Origin of the sequence: Chryseobacterium capnotolerans, assembly GCF_021278965.1 — a bacterium.
In the GTDB taxonomy this organism is placed as follows: Bacteria; Bacteroidota; Bacteroidia; order Flavobacteriales; family Weeksellaceae; genus Chryseobacterium; species Chryseobacterium capnotolerans.
The window spans coordinates 987,903-1,006,350 of the sequence record NZ_CP065589.1 but is presented as its reverse complement, the minus strand read 5'-3'; the positions used below and the strand labels follow the sequence as shown (position 1 = coordinate 1,006,350).

Sequence of the window (18,448 nt, the reverse complement as noted above, 5' to 3'; positions counted from 1 at the left end):
CCTTAAATCAATTTATTATGAAGTACATTCTTGAGTTAGTACTTTCCGCCATTATTATTTTCTTTGTCTGGAACATTCTAAAAGAATTTTCTTCAAGACATTTTACAGCTACAGGTTCAATAACCAACAGCATAATAATTCAAGAGAAGACATTCACAACTCAAATAAGAATAACAAAAAAGACCTTAAATGGGATGCAGAAACCGTAGACTATGAAGAGGTAAAAGAAAATAATGACAAAAGGTAAAAAATCCAAGAAATAAAAGATAATAACCAGCATGGCAAAAAATAAAAACTTAATTTATATTGCAGTTTCATTAGTAATATTTATAGTTTTAGCATTTTTATATTCCACTCCTGTATTTTCAGGAAAACAGCTTTTCCAGCATGATATTGTTCAATACAGAGGAGGAGCAAAGGAACTTTTAGACTATAGAGCTAACACAGGAAATGAAACGTATTGGAGTGACTCCATGTTTGGGGGAATGCCGACTTACCAGATGGGTAGCCAGTTTAAAGGCGATATCATCAAAAAAATCGACAGCAACCTTAATTTCCTGCCTAGACCGGTGAATTATCTCTTCCTGCTTTTTGCAGGTTTTTTCCTTTTGGGAACGGTAGTGGTCAGAAACTGGAAATACGCCTTACTGGGCGCCACTTTCTTTGGCCTTTCCACTTATTTCTATATTATTATTGCTGCAGGACACAATGGAAAAGTAAATACCATTGAATATTTTGCTCCTCTTTTAGCTGGTATTTTATTGGTTTATATCAGAAAACAATACATTTGGGGATTCATTGTCACTACCCTGTTTATGGGACTTCAGATTGCAGCGAATCACCCGCAGATGACCTACTATCTGTTTCTGGCTCTAGGATTTTTATTCGTTTCTGAACTCATCAGAGCCATCCAGAAAAAGACTCCAATGAAACATTTCCTGATTTCTTCAGGAATTATTGCGGCTTCTTGTATTATTGGTGTTGGAATGAATTCCCAAAGAATTATGGCCAATTCAGAGTATGTGAAGGAAACAGTTCGTGGAAAACAAATCTTAACCAATGATAGCCATACTTCAGGAAAATCCGGAATGGATAAGGAAAGTATGCTGATGTGGAGCTACGGACAGCTGGAAACTTTAAACCTTTTCATTCCAAGATTAATGGGGGGTGGAAGCCAGGAACCGGAAGCGAAGGAAATGATGAATAAGGTACAGGAACTTGTTCAGGAAAATGTAGGCTCACAAGCTGAAATGGACAGAATTTCAAAAGGATTCAGCGGAATGACTTATTGGGGAGACCAGCCCGGAACTTCTGGACCTGCTTATCAGGGAGCTATTGTATGTTTCCTTGCTGTATTAGGTTTCTTCTTTGCATCAAAAAAATACCGTTACTGGATCTTAGGAGCTTCTATTCTGACCATTTTATTGGCTTGGGGGAGCAACTTTATGCCATTATCTGATTTCTTTATCGATTATGTTCCATTTTATAATAAATTCAGAGCTCCTTCTTCTATCCTTGTTGTGGTAGAGTTACTATTCCCTCTAATCGCTATTATAGGATTATACAGATTCTTCACGGATGAAAAGCTGACCGAAGAATACAAACAAAAAATCCTGATCTATGTAAGTGGTGGAACATTAGGTTTGCTATTAATTCTTTTAGTCTTTGGTAAATCATTACTAGGTTTTTCTACAGCAGGTGAGAAGACTTACTTTCCTCCTTTCTTATTGGATTATTTAGTGGATGAAAGGTATAAGTTATTTAAGGTAGATGCTTTAAAAGCATTTCTTTATGTAGCCATTGCAGCAGTAGCCCTATTCTTGAGTTTAAAGAAAAAACTTAATCAGAACATTGCTTTAGTCATTATTGGTTTAGTAAGTTTATTCGATCTATGGACAGTCAACAAGCGTTATTTAAATGACGAAAACTATATAGACAAAATCTTTGCTGAGAATCCTTTCCAGACAGAAAGCTCAGATCTATTGGTAGAAAAAACACAGGGAAATCCAAACCTTGAGTCTATTTTATCTACTGTAAATATTAATAAAGCCTTAGAAACTATCGCAGATAAAGATAAGGCACACTATAGAATTTATAACCAAACCCTAGGGGTCACCAGTGAGACCAATACCTCTTACTTTAAAGCTTCTATTGGAGGGTATCACGCTGTAAAACTGAGAAGATATGATGATGTTTTGAATGCTTATATCAGCAACATCGACAGTGTGAGAACTCCTAAGATCCTTAACTTACTGAATGCAAAATATATGGTTTTCGGAGGTCCTGATCAACCTCAGGTTGTTCCTAACCCTAAAGCCAACGGAAATGCTTGGTTTGTAAGTGATCTTAAGTTTGTAGATACTCCTAATGAAGAAATTAAATATATTGGGGAGGTTGACAATAAGAAAACAGCAGTAATCGCCTCTTCTGACAAAGCTTATTTCAGCAATAAACCAGTTCAGGCAGATTCTACGGCATTTATCAATTTAACAACATACCAACCTAACGAGTTAGAATTTAAATCTCAGTCGAAGACTCCTCAATTGGCCGTTTTCTCTGAAATATATTATCCTCATGGATGGAAAATTCTTATTGATGAAAAAGAAGTTCCTTATATTAAAGCAGATTATTTACTTCGTGCCGTACACGTTCCTGCAGGAAATCACCATATCAGAATGGTATTTGAACCGGAAGTGATTGAAAAAGGAAAATGGATTTCTCTTTTAAGCTTCGGATTATTTATTGCATTGGCTGCCTTTGGAATTTTCTGGATGAATAAGAATAAGAAAAAAGAGGTTTTAGTTGAGCAAAAAGCCTAATTTAAACTTTGTACTGTGTCATTCTGAATGAAGCATAGCGCAATGAAGAATGACACAGATTGATTTAATCAAGAAATGGAACAAAAAAAAATATTGATAATCACCTATTACTGGCCTCCTGCGGGAGGCCCTGGTGTTCAAAGATGGCTGAAGTTTGCAAAATATCTTCCTGATTTTGGATGGAAACCCATTATCTACACTCCGGAAAATCCAAGCTATCCATTGATAGATGAGACTCTGATGAAGGATGTTCCTGAAAACATTGAAATTGTAAGAACAAAAATCTGGGAACCCTATCAGCTGGCTGAAAAGCTTAATAAAAGCAACAAAAAATTCAAAGCCGGTCAATTTGATGTAGGAAAAAATCAAAGCTGGAAATCCAAGCTTTCTATATGGGTAAGAGGAAATTTTTTCATTCCTGATGCCAGAGTTTTCTGGGTAAAGCCTTCTATTCAGTTTTTGGAAAAATATCTGAAAGAAAATAATATTGATACCATTGTAACTTCCGGACCACCCCATTCTCTTCATTTGATTGGATTGGGTTTAAAAGAAAAATTACCGAATTTAAAATGGATTGCAGATTTCCGTGACCCCTGGACAGAAATTTCTTATTATAAACACCTGAAACTTACCAAAAGTTCAGACAAAAAGCATCGCCAACTGGAAAGTGCTGTGTTTAAAAATGCGGATATTACCCTCGCAACAAGCTATACGGATGCTGAAAATTTCAAGAAAGCGGGAGCCAATGCGATTTGTATCACCAATGGTTTTGATGAAAGTGACTCAAGTGAAAGAAGAGAGCAAAAAGAGAATATTAAAACTTTCGTATTAAGTTATATAGGAGTGCTGGAACAGCTTAGAAATCCGGAGAATCTTTGGAAAGCATTGGATGAGCTGGTAAAGGAAAATACAGAATTTGCAAAGCATTTCTCTTTAAAATTTGTGGGCAGAATTGATGATAAAATTCTTCATTCTATAGAAAATTCAAGCCTGAAAAATCATATTTTAAATCTGGGTTATCTTTCACATGGTGAAGCTGTTAAAGAAATGCAGACTTCAGAAATACTGTTGATTACAAACTTCCCGAATGAGTCTTCAAGAGGAATTATCCCGGGAAAAATATTTGAATACCTGGCCTCAGGAAAACAAATCCTTTCATTTGGCCCAGATCAGGCTGATGTAGCAAGAATATTGGAAGAAACCTATTCCGGGAAACATTTCAGCTATAATGATTCTGAAACTGTAAAAAGATTCATCCTTGAAAAATTTGAGCTTTGGAAAGACGGAAACCTTTCTGAAAATACTCAAAAGATCGAACAATTTTCCAGAAAAAATCTCACCCAACAACTGGCTGAAATTTTATAAAGAAAGGAAGTTGGAAGCAGGGAGTTATGAAAATGATTGTTTTTTATCATTGAAAGTCCTTCCAGCTTCCCACCTCCAGCTTCCCACCTCCAGCTTCCCCCTCTAAATCGTCCATTGGTCGTTCACTACTGCGATCAAATAATATTTCCCCTGGAACTCTTCAAATACCAAACGAAGGGTTTTCCAATCCATTTCACCATTCTTTTCAGTTCCTTTGATGTAGTTTTCTGTAAAATCTTTCTTAGCGTAGATTTTCTCAAGATTATTCAGGGAGTTTCCCCCTCCTATAAATTTATTCAGCGAATATTGAGAAGTGGTAAAATCACCTGAAAACACCCATTTTCCAAGATAATCATTAATGGTTGCTTTATAAGGATCTCCGGAACCATCCTTGGCTCCCCAAGTAAATAGTGTTTTTGTAGGCTGGTATTTTTCAAACTCTTCTTTCGAGAAATGTTTATCCCCTTTCGGATCTACAAAAGCATACATGGAGAAACTGATTCCTTTTTCAGGATGAATTAATGAAGCAAATGTTTTATAATCTTTAGCTTTCAATGCTTGTAAAACCTCATCATTGGTCTTTTTAACATCATTTTCCTTCTTCATTTTTTCTTTAGCAATCGCAGCACTGTCTAATGGTTGTACGCGGGTAATGGTATCAATTTCACTGGGAACCGGCTTTCCAGCCTCTTTCTTACAGGCTACTACCAAACTCAGCATAAGTATGGCAACAAGTAGTTTTTTCATATCTTTTAGTTTTGTAATAAGTAGAAAAACACCAAAACTGATGCCAATACGGGGTTTAAGGTTTAAGGTTTAAGGTTTAAGGTTCCAAGTTACTATTCTTACAACAAACATCTCTCTGACATTTTTATTCTTTATTCTTTATTCTTTATTCTTGGCTCTTATTTATCAGCAATCTCATTGTTTCAATGAAGGCTTTCTCCCAATTAGATTGTACCTTTGGAATATGGAAATTTTGGATATTCTTATTATAGGAGCAGGCCCTATTGGCATCAACTGTGCTATTGAGGCCCAGAAAAACAACCTGAATTATTTAATCATAGAAAAAGGAACCATTGTCAACTCGCTGTACAATTACCCTTTATACATGCGGTTCTTTTCAACTGCTGAAAAACTGGAAATTGATGGAACTCCTTTTATCTCCACCGCTCCCAAACCAGGAAGACAGGATGCTTTGGAATATTACCAGGGCATTGCACGACAAAAAGAGCTGAATATTCGTCTCTATGAAAAAGTACTGAATGTATCCAAAATACTTGATGTATTTGATATTGAAACCACAAAAGGAAACTATAAGGCTAAAAATGTAGTGATTGCCACCGGGTTTTATGATCTCCCTAACCTGATGAATATTCCTGGAGAGGAACTTCCGAAGGTAAAACATTATTATACGGAACCTTATCCATATGCCAAACAGAAACTGGTAGTCGTAGGGTCCAGCAATTCAGCAGTAGATGCTGCTCTGGAAACCTATAGAAAAGGAGCAGAAGTGACTATGGTTATCCGCCATTCCGAGATTTCAAAAAGTGTAAAATATTGGGTAAGACCAGACATTGAAAACCGAATTGCGGAAGGAAGCATTAAGGCTTATTTTAATGCTGAAATGATGGAAGTAAAAGAAAATTCCGTAATTTTTAAGGATGAAAACAACCAGACTCATGAAATTAAAAATGATTTTGTATTGGCCATGACCGGCTATCTTCCGGATTTTCAATTTTTGAAAAATTCCGGAATTGACCTGAATGGAGATTGTATGAATCCGTTTTATAACCCTGAAACCATGGAAACGAATATCCCTAATCTATATCTTGCAGGAGTGGTCTGCGGCGGAAAGGATACCCATCTTTGGTTCATCGAAAATTCAAGGATTCATGCCGGGATGATTATCCACTCGATCCTGTCTAAATAACCTGAAGATCGATCGTAATTCTAGATGTAAAATCAATATTAACAAGTGGCTGAAAGATGGTGAGGTAAATGCAGAAACACGAACTATAACCATTTATTTTTTGGATTAGTTTCCTTCTTCCGGTCATGAGTTGCAAACATGGGCACGGATAAGTTAAATATCCTGATATTCGCGTTTTTACACCCATCTCTAGCAATGCAACCTGCAGTAATATGACTTATATTTTTTATAATGATCCGGCCTTAATTGGTAAACACAATGAAAACAATATAAGCTAAAACAACTTATATTTTAACGGTAAATTCCCCCTATTTACAATTCTTTACAAAATAAATGTAAAGCAGCTCAAAGATGGGCTGCTTTATAATTTCATATAATTATGGCTTTATTCAAAAAAATTTATTGTCCATAAAAATAAGCATTCTGTTTTTTAAACACAATATGCTTTTTCAACGAAAATAGAAACACAATAAAATGAAAACCAATAACTTAACATAAAATAATATATCTCTGAAATATGATATAAATTCATATTTTTAATGAAGTTATTATCTAGTTAATAGCAGAAAAAAACATGAAAGAAAAAATCTACCTACTTCTGGCTTTTATTGCTATAGGAGGCCAAAGCCTGTATGCGCAGAGCTTCTGGAAAAAGACAAAAATTAATGAGAGGAATGTAATTGAATCCAAAAGGAATATAGGAGCTGATTACTCCAACGCCTATATCCTGGATATCAATCAACTGAAATCAGCATTACAGGCAGCTCCTGTATCAAAAACAGGGGCTGCAACCCAATCTACTGTAACCATAGACTTTCCCGGATTAGATGGAAAGTTTGAAAAATACAGTGTCTTTGAAACATCAAACATGGCTCCGGAATTGGCAGCAAAATTCCCCGATATTAAATCCTACAGAGGAACATCTGTAAATGATCCTGGGAAAACCATCAGCTTTGGTCTTTCCCCAAAAGGAGTGAATATCATCATATTCAGCCCGGGCCAAAAACCAACGGTAATTGAACCAGCAACAAAAGATGCTTCCATATATCTGGTTAGCCCGGCAGTTCCGGAAATGCTTTCAAAAATCAATAATTTCGAATGTCAGATTCAGGAAAAAAATGCTGGCGCTGCAGCCAAAGTATTTCCTACTGATAATACCAATGACCAAAGATTCAGAACCTATAGACTGGCAGCATCTACTGATGGGGAATTTAGTGAATATCATGGTGGTACTCTTGCTAACTCAATAGCAGCTATCAATAACTTAATGAGTTATATTAATCCTGTTTATGAGAGAGGTCTTTCCATACATATGAATCTGGTGGCCAATAATGATCAACTTATTTTCCTGGATAAAACGACAGATCCATATTCAACATATGCAAGCTCTCAAACATTAGATCAGGAAATTAAAAATACCCTTAATAATACTATCGGCAGTGGTAATTATGATCTGGGAATGCTATTTTCCAACCAGAATACAGGCGGTGGAAAAGCTTCTGAAATAGGTTCCGTGTGTAATGGTGGATTCGCATATATTGGCGGATTTACTCCCGAAGGATTCATCTATGCAATTGCAGCAGCTCACGAAATGGGACATATGTTTGGTGCCAACCATACCTTTTCAAAACCTGAAAATGTAACCATAATACCGATGTTTTTGGGTCAACCTCAATCCGCTCAGGTAATTTTACCTGAAACAGGTGCTAATAGGGAGACAGGAAGCGGAGTAACTGTTATGGGATATCCTGGGGTAACAGGCGTGTATGATGTAGCGGATAAATTCAATGACCAGTTTCTGCATTATAGCATCAGCCAGATCAACAAATATGTCAAAACAACCAGTTGTGCTACTATAACAGAATTAGCCAATAATCCCCCAACAGTAAATGCAGGATCTGATTATACAATTCCCAAGGGAACAGCATTTAAGTTGACTGCTACTGGAACTGATCCTGATAATAATAGTCTAACCTACTCCTGGGAAGAGTCAGATATTGCTGCACCTAATCCAAATTTTGAAGTAGATTTCATTGAATTGCTTTTAAATCCGGCAGGTGTTGTACAAAATCAAATTGCTCCCAAAATGAAATTTACCTATCCTGATCGTAATTCTGCTCTAAATCCAAATTTTAGAGTATATTCTCCCACTTCAAGCCCTACAAGATACTTACCTCCACTCAACGAAGTTCTTGAAGGCAGCTTATACAGCACCTGGAATATGACCTCTGATGTGGCACGAAGTATGAAATTCATAAGTTTGGTAAGAGATAATGCTACTGGTGGCGGGCAGACAGCAACAGATGAAGCCATCGTAAATGTAGATGCAAGCACTGGTCCATTCAAAATTACATCCCTCTCACTAAACCAAAACTATTCGCCAGGATCCTCTCATCTTTTAAAATGGAATGTTGCCGGAACCAATGCTGCACCGATTAACACTCAGTCTGTAAATATTTTGATCTCAACAGATGGCGGAGTTACCTTCACACCGCTTGTTTCCAATACCTCTAATGATGGAGAGGAAATGATCACCATTCCTTCCACATCTTCACAGAAGGCATTTATCATTGTAGAATCTGTAGGAAATATTTATTATGCTGCAAGCCCGGCATTTGCTATTGGGTATAATATAACGATGAACTGTACCCAATATCCGGCTGACGGAACTTTTGCTTTCAGCCCTGGTTCACCGGCCAGTATAAATATTAATGTTTCCAACACAACTTTGATTGAAGACATCAATATCATCATGGATCTTACTTATACTGATATTAAAGAATCGGCATTAAAAATCAAAAGTCCGAGTGACCAAAACGAGCAAATATTCTGGTTAGGAAATTGTTCCGGAACCAATGTACTTAAAGCAACTTTTGACCAGGAAGGAGAATCTCCTGTGATGAACTGTAATAATCTGGGAGCCAATCCGCATATAGAGCCTATAAGACTGGATCTGAGCAAATATTATGGCCAAAGTCCAAACGGAAACTGGATTATCAAAGCACTGCATACTTCAGATGTACTGAACAATGTTACAGCAAACACTTCTTCAGGAACTGTAAAGACTGCCGCCATCGAACTTTGTACCAGACAACCAATCTCTACACTCGCAGTAAGTGATACAGCGATAGAAAAAGATGGATTCGAAATCTATCCGAACCCATCCAATGGAAAATTCAATGTGCTGATGAAGAAAAATACTACATCAGAGGTTCACATCTTTGATATTGCAGGAAGATTGGTACACAGTCAGAGCGGTATTACCAATGATACCCGAATAGACCTGACCAGCTTTGCCAAAGGAAACTACATTATGGTCTTCAATGCAGGTGGTAAAAAAGTGGCTAAAAAAGTTATTATCAAATAAAGATCAGATTTCTATTTTCAAGAAAACCCCAGCTGAAATGATTTCGGCTGGGGTTTGTATATTGTACAAGAAATGGTTATAGTTTTACACCAAATCTCCTTCTACTTTCTTTTTATCTTTAATCATCCACGGAATAACAAAGTAAAATGCAATCGCAATCCCTGTCGCCAATATACCTGTTCCAATCCATAAAATATTAAAACCTAACTTATCAGCAATCAATGTTCCTATATAAGGTGTAATAATAAACGCAATAGAAAACGACATCCCATTCAGTCCCATATAAGCCCCTTTGTTATTCTCTCCTGAACGAAGTGCAGTAATAGTAGACATAAATGGAAGGGTCCAGATCTCACCAATACAAAGCAATGTCATGGAAACTAATAAAGTAATCATACTGTAATCAAAAGCTAACATGGCATATGAAAATCCACATATAAATGTTCCGATTAACATCGTAAAGGCCAATGTAAAGTATTTCTCTGAAAGCTGTACAAAGCCCATTTCAAGAAGAACGATCAGAAAGCCACTGTATCCTAAAACATATCCTATATTCTGTTGACTCAAATGGGCCGTATCCTTATAGAAAATTGTCAGCGTACTGAATAATTGGAAGAAACAAATCGAAAACAACATACATAGAAAACAGAAAATTAAAAACTTAGTATCTTTATAAGGCGAGTTTTCTTTTTTGATAACAATTGCTTCTTTTACTTTTTTTGCTTCCTGCTTAGCTAATTTTGCACGGCCTTTAAAGAACCAGATATACATCAATCCTGCTAATAAAGCAGCCAAAGCATTACTGTAAAAGAGGAATTCATAGGAAATAGCAGACAGGATGCCTCCCAATGCGGGACCTATAGAAAATCCTAAATTAACCGCCATACGATTTAGTGAAAAAGCCCGGGTTATATTTTCAGGTTTCGCATATTTTGTGATTGCCACGGAGTTTGCAGGACGGAAGGTCTCACTTACAATACTCTGAGCAAGGATAATTGCCGCCAATCCTATTTCTGTTTTAAATAAAGGAATCATACAGAACAAAGGCACACTGAGCAGTAAGCTCAAACTCTGTACCCTATATTCTCCAATCTTATCAGTGATCATTCCACCAAACCATGAACCAATGACCGAACCGATTCCAAAAAAGCTCAGGACAATCCCTGAATTTTCAATGCTAAAGTGTAAATGATCTGTCATATAAACTCCCAAAAAAGGAAGTACCATAGAACCAGCCCTGTTGATGAGCATTACCAACGCCAGCATCCAACTCTCCTGCGAGAGTCCTTTGAAAGAACTCGTGTAAATGTTGATTAGTTTCACAATAATATTTTGGGGGAAAAATTTGAAAATGCAAAGTTAGACAAAAATAGCCTCAACCACCTTTATTTTAAGCCTTTTTTATAAATAACATCCATAAAAATAAACTATGAACTGTACCTTAATAAAAACGAATATTTTCGATATATAAGATTGAAAACCATTTATAAAATTCGTAAATTGCAGTAACAATAGGCCAAATAGCCTTAAATACAGAAAAAATACTTATAAAAAATCAATCAATACGTAAGAATGATAACCTACGAAAACTTACATGATACTCTGTCTTTTTACAGTATTGACTGCCGCCAATCCTACTATATCTCCTCCGGAAAACCTATTTTTGAATTCCCTAAGGTCCCTTTCAGAATGGATTACTATGCACTCTGTATTTGTACTGCAGGAGAAGTAAGTGTTGAAATAGACCATCGCCAGTATAAAGCAGACGCACACAGTATTCTGGTTGCCGCTCCTTCTACTATTGTAAAATTCATGGAAACCAGCCAGGATTTTATGATGAAACTATTATTCTTCGACAAAAATTTTCTGATCAAAAATATATCAAATCCTTTTATTGTAGAGAAAATGAATCTATTCTCAAAAGGTTCCTACAGCATTGTAAAAACAACACCCAAAAACTCATTGGTACTTCAAAATCTTTTGGACTATCTCAAAAAGAAATCCAGAAGACAAGGAAAATTTACTGAAGAAATTGTTCGGACCATTATTTTTAATCTCCTGCTGGAAACGGCAGAAATCATGGAAGCTAAACATAATTCAGCCCCAGACAAGGAAGAAGGGAAAAAGGACCTCTACCTTAAATTCAGTCAATTGATCCGTGAAAATATCAGACAGTACAGAACTGTTCAGTTCTATGCCGATCAGCTTTGCGTATCCAACAAATACCTTATTGAGATCATTAAAAAATCCAGCGGAAAAACCCCTCACGAGGTCATTGATGAAGCACTGCTAAAAGAAGCTTATGTCATGTTGGGAAATCCGGATCTGACGATCTCAGAAATTGCTTTTCAACTTCAATTCAATTCTACTTCAGCTTTTGGCCGTTTTTTCAAAAAAACACACTTCCTTTTCTCCTTCTGAATACAGAATAACGGAAAATATCCAGTCATAGGAATTTAGGGACACTAATTCTGACATTAGGGATATCCATCGCATTTTGAATAGAAGTACCTTTATAATGTTCATTAAAAACAATATAAAAATGAGTACGATCAATTCAAAATTCGACAAAGTTTTAAATACCTCTGACCAGTTTGGGAAAGTAAACCACGAACCGGACTCCAGCAAGGAAGTTCAGATTAACACTCCTGAAAAGACAATGCCTTTTTCAGACCAGATCGGAAACTATCAAAGAAATAAAGGAATTCCTTTACAATCCTACGAAAACAGTAAAATCTATATCGTAGGAAGCGGCATTGCAGGGATGTCCGCAGCCTACTATTTCATCCGCGACGGCCATGTTCCCGGTAAAAACATTATTTTCCTAGATCAACTTGCCATAGAAGGCGGCTCACTGGACGGAGCCGGGAATCCAAAAGATGGATACATCATCCGTGGTGGCCGTGAAATGGATATGACTTATGAAAATCTATGGGATATGTTCCAGGATATTCCTGCTCTGGAATTGCCAGCCCCTTACAGTGTACTGGATGAATATCGTCTGGTTAATGATAATGATCCCAACTATTCAAAGGCAAGATTAATTCATAATCAGGGACAAATTCAGGATTTCAGCAAATTCGGGTTAGAGAAAAAAGATCAGCTGGCTATTGTCAAACTTTTATTAAAGAAAAAAGAGGAGCTTGACGACCTCAGCATTGAAGATTATTTCTCAGAATCTTTCCTGAACAGTAACTTCTGGTTTTTCTGGCGCTCTATGTTTGCCTTTGAAAACTGGCACAGCTTATTGGAATTGAAGTTATACATGCATAGATTCCTTCACGCTATTGACGGTATGAAAGACTTCTCATGTCTTGTATTCCCTAAATATAACCAGTATGACACTTTTGTTACTCCTTTAAAAAATTTCCTTGTAGAAAAAGGAGTACAGATCCAGTTTGATACTTTGGTAAAAGATCTTGATGTTCATATTAATACTGAAGGAAAAACCGTAGAGGGGATCATTACCGAACAAAACGGAGAAGAAGTCAGAATACCTATTGGTAAAGATGATTATGTGATTGTTACCACAGGATCTATGACGGAAAGTACTTTTTACGGAGATAATACGACTGTTCCTGAAGTGACCATAGACAACAGCAGTGCAGGACAAAGCGCCGGATGGAAATTATGGAAAAATCTTGCTGCCAAATCTGAAGTCTTCGGGAAGCCTGAAAAGTTCTGCAGCCATATTGAAAAATCTTCATGGGAATCTGCAACGTTAACCTGCCGTCCATCTGCATTTACGGAGAAATTAAAAGAATTATGTGTGAATGACCCTTACTCAGGAAAAACAGCTACAGGAGGTATTATCACAATTACTGATTCTAATTGGGTAATGAGTTTTACCTGCAACAGACAGCCGCATTACCCTACCCAGCCAGATGATATTCTTGTAGTATGGGTGTATGCCTTACTGATGGATAAAGAAGGAAATCATGTTAAAAAAACAATGCCGGAATGCACCGGAAACGAGATCCTTGCGGAATTATGCCATCACCTTGGAATGACGGATCAGCTTGATAACGTTATTGAAAACACCATCGTCCGTACTGCCTTTATGCCTTATATCACCTCTATGTTTATGCCTAGAGCACAGGGAGACCGCCCAAGAGTAGTTCCTGAAGGCTGTACCAATTTAGGATTGGTAGGACAGTTTGTAGAAACCAATAATGATGTGGTATTCACGATGGAAAGTTCTGTAAGAACAGCCAGAATAGCAGTATACAATCTTCTTAACCTCAACAAACAGGTTCCGGATATTAACCCGCTGCAGTATGATATCAGACATTTATTAAAAGCCACTCAGGCATTAAACGACTATAAGCCGTTCCTGGGAGAGGGAATTTTAAGAAAGATTCTGAAAAACACTTACTTCGAACATATCTTGGTTGACCGTCCTGAAGAAAAAGAAGAACATGAATCTTTCTTTATGGAGCAGGTTGGTAAATTTCAGGACTGGATCAAAGGAATAAAAGGTTAATCAACACTCTATAAACATAAGGTTGTTTTAAAAGTATATTATCATTTACTTTTAAAACAACTTCTTCAATACAAAAATAAATCTTATGGATTTTAAAAATATAACGATAGCCGGAAGTGGTGTATTAGGATATCAGATTGCCTTCCAGACAGCTTATCACGGATTTAAAGTTACAGTTTATGATATCAATGATGAGGTATTGGAAAAAGCCAAAAGGAAGTTCACGGCTTTAAGTGAAGCATATCAACAAGATTTACATGCGACACCGAAGGAATTGGAGACAGCCTTTAAAAACCTTAGCTATACTTCGGATCTTGCTGAGGCAGTAAAAGATGCAGATCTTCTGATAGAAGCGGTTCCTGAAGATCCGAATATTAAAATCGAGTTTTATCATAAGCTTTCCCAGGTGGCTCCGGAAAAAACAGTGTTTGCAACCAACTCTTCCACTCTCCTTCCGAGTCAGTTTGCCGAAGCTACAGGAAGACCTGCACAATTTGTAGCGCTCCATTTTGCCAATGAAATCTGGAAGCATAATACCGGAGAAGTAATGCGTCATCCTGAAACTTCACAGGAAGTATTTGACTCTGTTATAAAATTTGCCAAAGCCATTGGTATGGTAGCATTGCCAATCAACAAGGAACAGCCAGGATATATTGTCAACTCATTGCTTGTTCCATTGCTTGGCGCAGCTGTGAATCTTTGGGTAGACGGAGTAGCGGATGTTGAAACAATTGACAAAACATGGATGGTAGCTACTGGTGCTCCTACAGGTCCGTTTGGAATTCTGGACGTTGTGGGAATTAACACAGCCTATAACATCAACAAGATGGAAGCAGAAGAAACACAGGATCCGCTAAAGATAAAAGCTGTTGAAAAACTAAAACAAGATTATATTGATAAAGGAAAGCTGGGTGTTCTGACTGGTGAAGGATTTTATAAATATCCTAATCCTTCTTATCAGGACAAAGATTTCCTGAAATAGATTTGAAAAAATCATACTTCAAACTATAAAAAAACAGGACTTATTTCTAAGTCCTGTTTTTATTTTATAATGATTCCTGAAAATTATTCAGGCTTATAAGAATCTTTTAGTGTTACCGTACGGTTGAATACCAAGGCAGCATCCGTAGAATCCTGATCTTTTGTAAAATATCCGATTCTTTGGAATTGAAGCGGTTCTCCAACAGCAACATATTTCAGGCTTGGTTCAGCAAAACCTTGAACTGTAGTTACAGATTCAGGATTGATGAAGTTTAAGAAGTCTACATCTTTTTCAGCATCAGGCTGTTCTACTGTAAACAATTGGTTATAAATTCTTACTTCTACAGGAATTGCATGTTTTGCAGATACCCAGTGAAGTGTTCCTTTTACTTTTCTTAAACTTTCTTCTGTTCCGCTTCCAGACTTACTTTTCTCATCATAAGTAGCATAGATGGTTGTGATTTCTCCATTTTCATCCTTCTCTACTCTTTCAGCTTTGATGATGTATGCTGATTTTAGACGAACTTCACCGCCTAATTTCAGTCTGAAGAATTTATTATTAGCTTCTTCTTTGAAGTCTTCACGTTCAATATACAATTCTCTTGAGAAAGGAATTTCTCTGGTTCCTGCATTTTCCTGTTCAGGATTATTTTCAGTTTCCACCCATTCCTCTTTATCTTCCGGGTAGTTTTCGATCACCAATTTTACAGGATCTACTACGGTCATCACACGTTTAGCTACTTTATTCAGATCTTCACGTACGCAGAAATCAAGCAACTGGATTTCGATAAGGTTTTCTCTTTTTGCCACTCCTACTTTATCAATAAAGTTTCTGATAGCAGTGGGTGTGAATCCTTTTCTTCTCATCCCGGAAATGGTAGGCATTCTTGGATCATCCCATCCTGTTACCACTCCTTCAGCGACCAATCTCTGTAACTTTCTTTTGGAAGTAATCATATAGGAAACATTCATCCTTGCAAATTCCCTCTGCTTGTTTTTAACCTTTCCTTCTTCGTAAACCTGATCTAAATACCAGTTGTATAATGGTCTGTGATTTTCAAACTCCAAAGAACAAAGCGAGTGCGAAATTTGCTCAATATAATCGGATTCACCATGAGCCCAGTCGTACATTGGATAAATTTTCCAAGCCGTACCTGTTCTGTGGTGAGGCTTATTCAAAATTCTGTACATCACAGGGTCACGCATATTCATGTTAGGTGAAACCATATCGATTTTTGCACGAAGAGACATGGAACCGCTTTCAAATTCTCCGTTTTTCATCCTTTCGAATAAATCCAAAGACTCTTCAACAGGACGGTTTCTGTATGGAGATTCAATTCCTGGTTCTGCAGGATTTTTTCTTTGCTCAGTAATCACTTCAGATGGCTGCTCATCTACATAAGCTTTTCCTTCTTTAATTAATTGTACTGCCCAATCGTAAAGCTGCTGGAAGTAATCGGATGCGTACAAAACTTTATCCCATTTGAAACCTAACCATTCAACGTCTTTCATGATAGAATCTACGAATTCCTGTTCTTCTTTTTCAGGGTTCGTATCGTCGAAACGAAGGTTTACAGGAGCGTTGTATTTTTCACCCAGCCCAAAGTTGATGCAGATGGCTTTTGTATGCCCTACATGCAGGTAACCATTAGGTTCAGGCGGAAAACGGAAACGGATCTGATCCTTGTTCAAACCGTTTGCCAGATCATCTTCAATAATTTGCTCAATAAAATTGAGTGATTTTTTTTCTTCTTCCATTAAATTAGCTTTTGTTTATAGCAAAAAAAGTGGTACAAAGTTACGGAAAAATAAGCGTTTTTGAAAATGATAATTTTTCAGTCATATACATTGTAATTCAGTATTTTTCATTAATTTAGGAAAAGCTAAAACCATCGTACCAAATTATCGCTTATGGCTGTTTATATCTTAAGCAATCGGAAAATCATTCGTCATAAAGGCGAAAAAGTAGATTCTTTTTCCAATGACGAATATTCAATTCCTAATTTCAGGATCGCAAAATGTGATTTTGACAATTATAAGGAACCTACCGCTGCGGCCAAAAAGAAAAAAGATTATACCAATAGAAATATCCTGAATTACAAACTCTTCTCCGAGCCTGAAAAGCAAGGTTATGAAGACGTTCTGGAAGTTTTATTGAAAGAAAAAGGCATCAAAGAATCTCCACTTACAGCCAATAATCTTGGCGGAACTCAAAAGCTATTCTACGAACTGTACAAAAATATGTCTGCCACCAAAGACAGAAGTGATGTACTGATATTTATCCACGGCTATCTGTATGATTTTGATGATGAATTAAAAGCAATGATTGATCTTAAAAGATTATTCATTGATAATCCGGCCTCTCCTGTTGAGCATATTTTGTTTGTAAGCTGGCCGGCTTCCGGCAGTATTATTCCATTGAGTTATTTTGATGACAAGGCATCCAGCATCAACTCCGGAACATCATTGCTGAGACTCTTCTATTTTTACACTCAATTTTTAAAGGATATTTTTTCAAACCGTGATCTGATTCCTTGTAACCAAAGAATTCACATGATGACTCATTCTCTTGGAAACAGAGTCCTTCAAAGTATGCTATACAGTCTTAAAAGGGAAAATATTCTTAGAGTTATTGATCAGGTCCTACTATTGAATGCCGATGTTTCTTATAAAGTATTTGAAGATTCTGAAGACTCTTTTAATAAACTACCATTGCTTGCCAACCGGATTTCTATTTATCTGAACAGGCAGGATCTGATTCTGGGAGCCTCACAGTTTACGAAAAACATCCTTACTCCAAGACTGGGAAAAAACGGACCGAGTGATATTACACCCTATAAAGATATTGTTTCTATCATCGACTGTACTTTTGTGAAAGATGATGTATTGAGCGGCTTTAAATATGAAGTTGGAAATCATTGGGGATACCTTTCCAGTTCACAGGTTCAGAATGATATTTTTCAAAATTTATATGGAATAGATCGAAATCTTATCAGCAATAGAACTAAAAATAACGAAAATATTTTCACAATTATTTCTTAATGATTAATTAAAAAAATATTATAAAACCAAACCAATGTTAAAGTTGATTCAAACTTGAAAGATGGCATAATGATTGCCAATTCAAATAATAGAGAATTACAATTTTTTTATCATGAAAAAGATTAAAAAAAGGTTTTCTTATATTTTAACTTATATAAAGAAAGCCATTTTCGTAAAAGATGTGATTTAATTACAACAATCTAAAAAAAGCAATAGACTATCCGAGCCAACAATTACTATATCCTTTAAGAATCTCCGAACGCTCTTATTATTCCTACACATCATTTTGCAGGAATTTTTCTTTGTGACTATTTTTATGAATATTGGTTGATCTATTTAAGCTCTCATATTTGACATATTAATACAAAAATTCTATCATTCTGTTAAAAATCAATAAATTAACTCACCTCATGTTGTATAATTTAAAATGATTTTGGATATTTACTTATCAAACAAAC

Annotated in this window: 11 protein-coding genes; 8 read left to right on the top strand and 3 right to left on the bottom strand. The window is 36.4% G+C overall.

The window, feature by feature from the left end:
- Positions 1-278 precede the first annotated feature (278 nt).
- Positions 279-2,819: a YfhO family protein gene (locus H5J24_RS04625; RefSeq protein WP_068944188.1), complete on the top strand. Its 2,541-nt coding sequence runs from the start codon at positions 279-281 to the stop codon at positions 2,817-2,819.
- 75 nt (positions 2,820-2,894) lie between these two features.
- The gene (locus H5J24_RS04620; RefSeq protein WP_068944189.1) at positions 2,895-4,184 is read left to right on the top strand and encodes a glycosyltransferase family 4 protein; all 1,290 of its coding nucleotides are present in this window, start codon (positions 2,895-2,897) and stop codon (positions 4,182-4,184) included.
- 102 nt (positions 4,185-4,286) lie between these two features.
- Here H5J24_RS04620 and H5J24_RS04615 read toward each other — a convergent pair whose 3' ends face one another.
- Complete coding sequence (locus tag H5J24_RS04615) at positions 4,287-4,931, bottom strand: hypothetical protein (protein ID WP_068944190.1); 645 nt, start codon at positions 4,929-4,931, stop codon at positions 4,287-4,289.
- 223 nt (positions 4,932-5,154) lie between these two features.
- On the opposite strand from H5J24_RS04615, the gene H5J24_RS04610 reads away from it, so the two are divergent.
- Positions 5,155-6,117 (top strand): YpdA family putative bacillithiol disulfide reductase, encoded by a 963-nt coding sequence (locus H5J24_RS04610; protein ID WP_068944191.1) that lies wholly within the window; start codon positions 5,155-5,157, stop codon positions 6,115-6,117.
- 574 nt (positions 6,118-6,691) lie between these two features.
- On the top strand, positions 6,692-9,484 hold the full coding sequence (locus tag H5J24_RS04605) for a reprolysin-like metallopeptidase (protein WP_232816068.1): 2,793 nt from the start codon (positions 6,692-6,694) through the stop codon (positions 9,482-9,484).
- 84 nt (positions 9,485-9,568) lie between these two features.
- On the opposite strand, the gene H5J24_RS04600 is transcribed toward H5J24_RS04605, so the two are convergent.
- Positions 9,569-10,750 carry an MFS transporter gene (locus H5J24_RS04600; protein ID WP_068944193.1) on the bottom strand — a complete coding sequence of 394 codons (1,182 nt, stop codon included), beginning with the start codon at positions 10,748-10,750 and terminating at the stop codon, positions 9,569-9,571.
- Between the two features lie 306 nt (positions 10,751-11,056).
- Here H5J24_RS04600 and H5J24_RS04595 point away from each other — a divergent pair, with 306 nt between their 5' ends.
- The 3 genes from H5J24_RS04595 to H5J24_RS04585 all read left to right on the top strand — a co-directional run bounded on the left by H5J24_RS04595 (position 11,057) and on the right by H5J24_RS04585 (position 14,949).
- The gene (locus tag H5J24_RS04595; RefSeq protein WP_232816067.1) at positions 11,057-11,905 is read left to right on the top strand and encodes a helix-turn-helix domain-containing protein; all 849 of its coding nucleotides are present in this window, start codon (positions 11,057-11,059) and stop codon (positions 11,903-11,905) included.
- A 121-nt stretch (positions 11,906-12,026) separates the two neighbouring features.
- On the top strand, positions 12,027-13,967 hold the full coding sequence (locus H5J24_RS04590) for an oleate hydratase (protein WP_068945168.1): 1,941 nt from the start codon (positions 12,027-12,029) through the stop codon (positions 13,965-13,967).
- An 85-nt stretch (positions 13,968-14,052) separates the two neighbouring features.
- Positions 14,053-14,949 carry a 3-hydroxyacyl-CoA dehydrogenase gene (locus H5J24_RS04585; RefSeq protein ID WP_068944195.1) on the top strand — a complete coding sequence of 299 codons (897 nt, stop codon included), beginning with the start codon at positions 14,053-14,055 and terminating at the stop codon, positions 14,947-14,949.
- Between the two features lie 83 nt (positions 14,950-15,032).
- Here the strand turns inward: H5J24_RS04585 and H5J24_RS04580 are convergent, their stop codons facing one another.
- The gene (locus H5J24_RS04580; RefSeq protein WP_068944196.1) at positions 15,033-16,706 is read right to left on the bottom strand and encodes a glutamine--tRNA ligase/YqeY domain fusion protein; all 1,674 of its coding nucleotides are present in this window, start codon (positions 16,704-16,706) and stop codon (positions 15,033-15,035) included.
- 153 nt (positions 16,707-16,859) lie between these two features.
- Between H5J24_RS04580 and H5J24_RS04575 the strand changes: the two genes are divergently transcribed.
- On the top strand, positions 16,860-17,990 hold the full coding sequence (locus tag H5J24_RS04575; protein ID WP_068944197.1) for an alpha/beta hydrolase: 1,131 nt from the start codon (positions 16,860-16,862) through the stop codon (positions 17,988-17,990).
- The last annotated feature ends 458 nt before the right edge of the window (positions 17,991-18,448 follow it).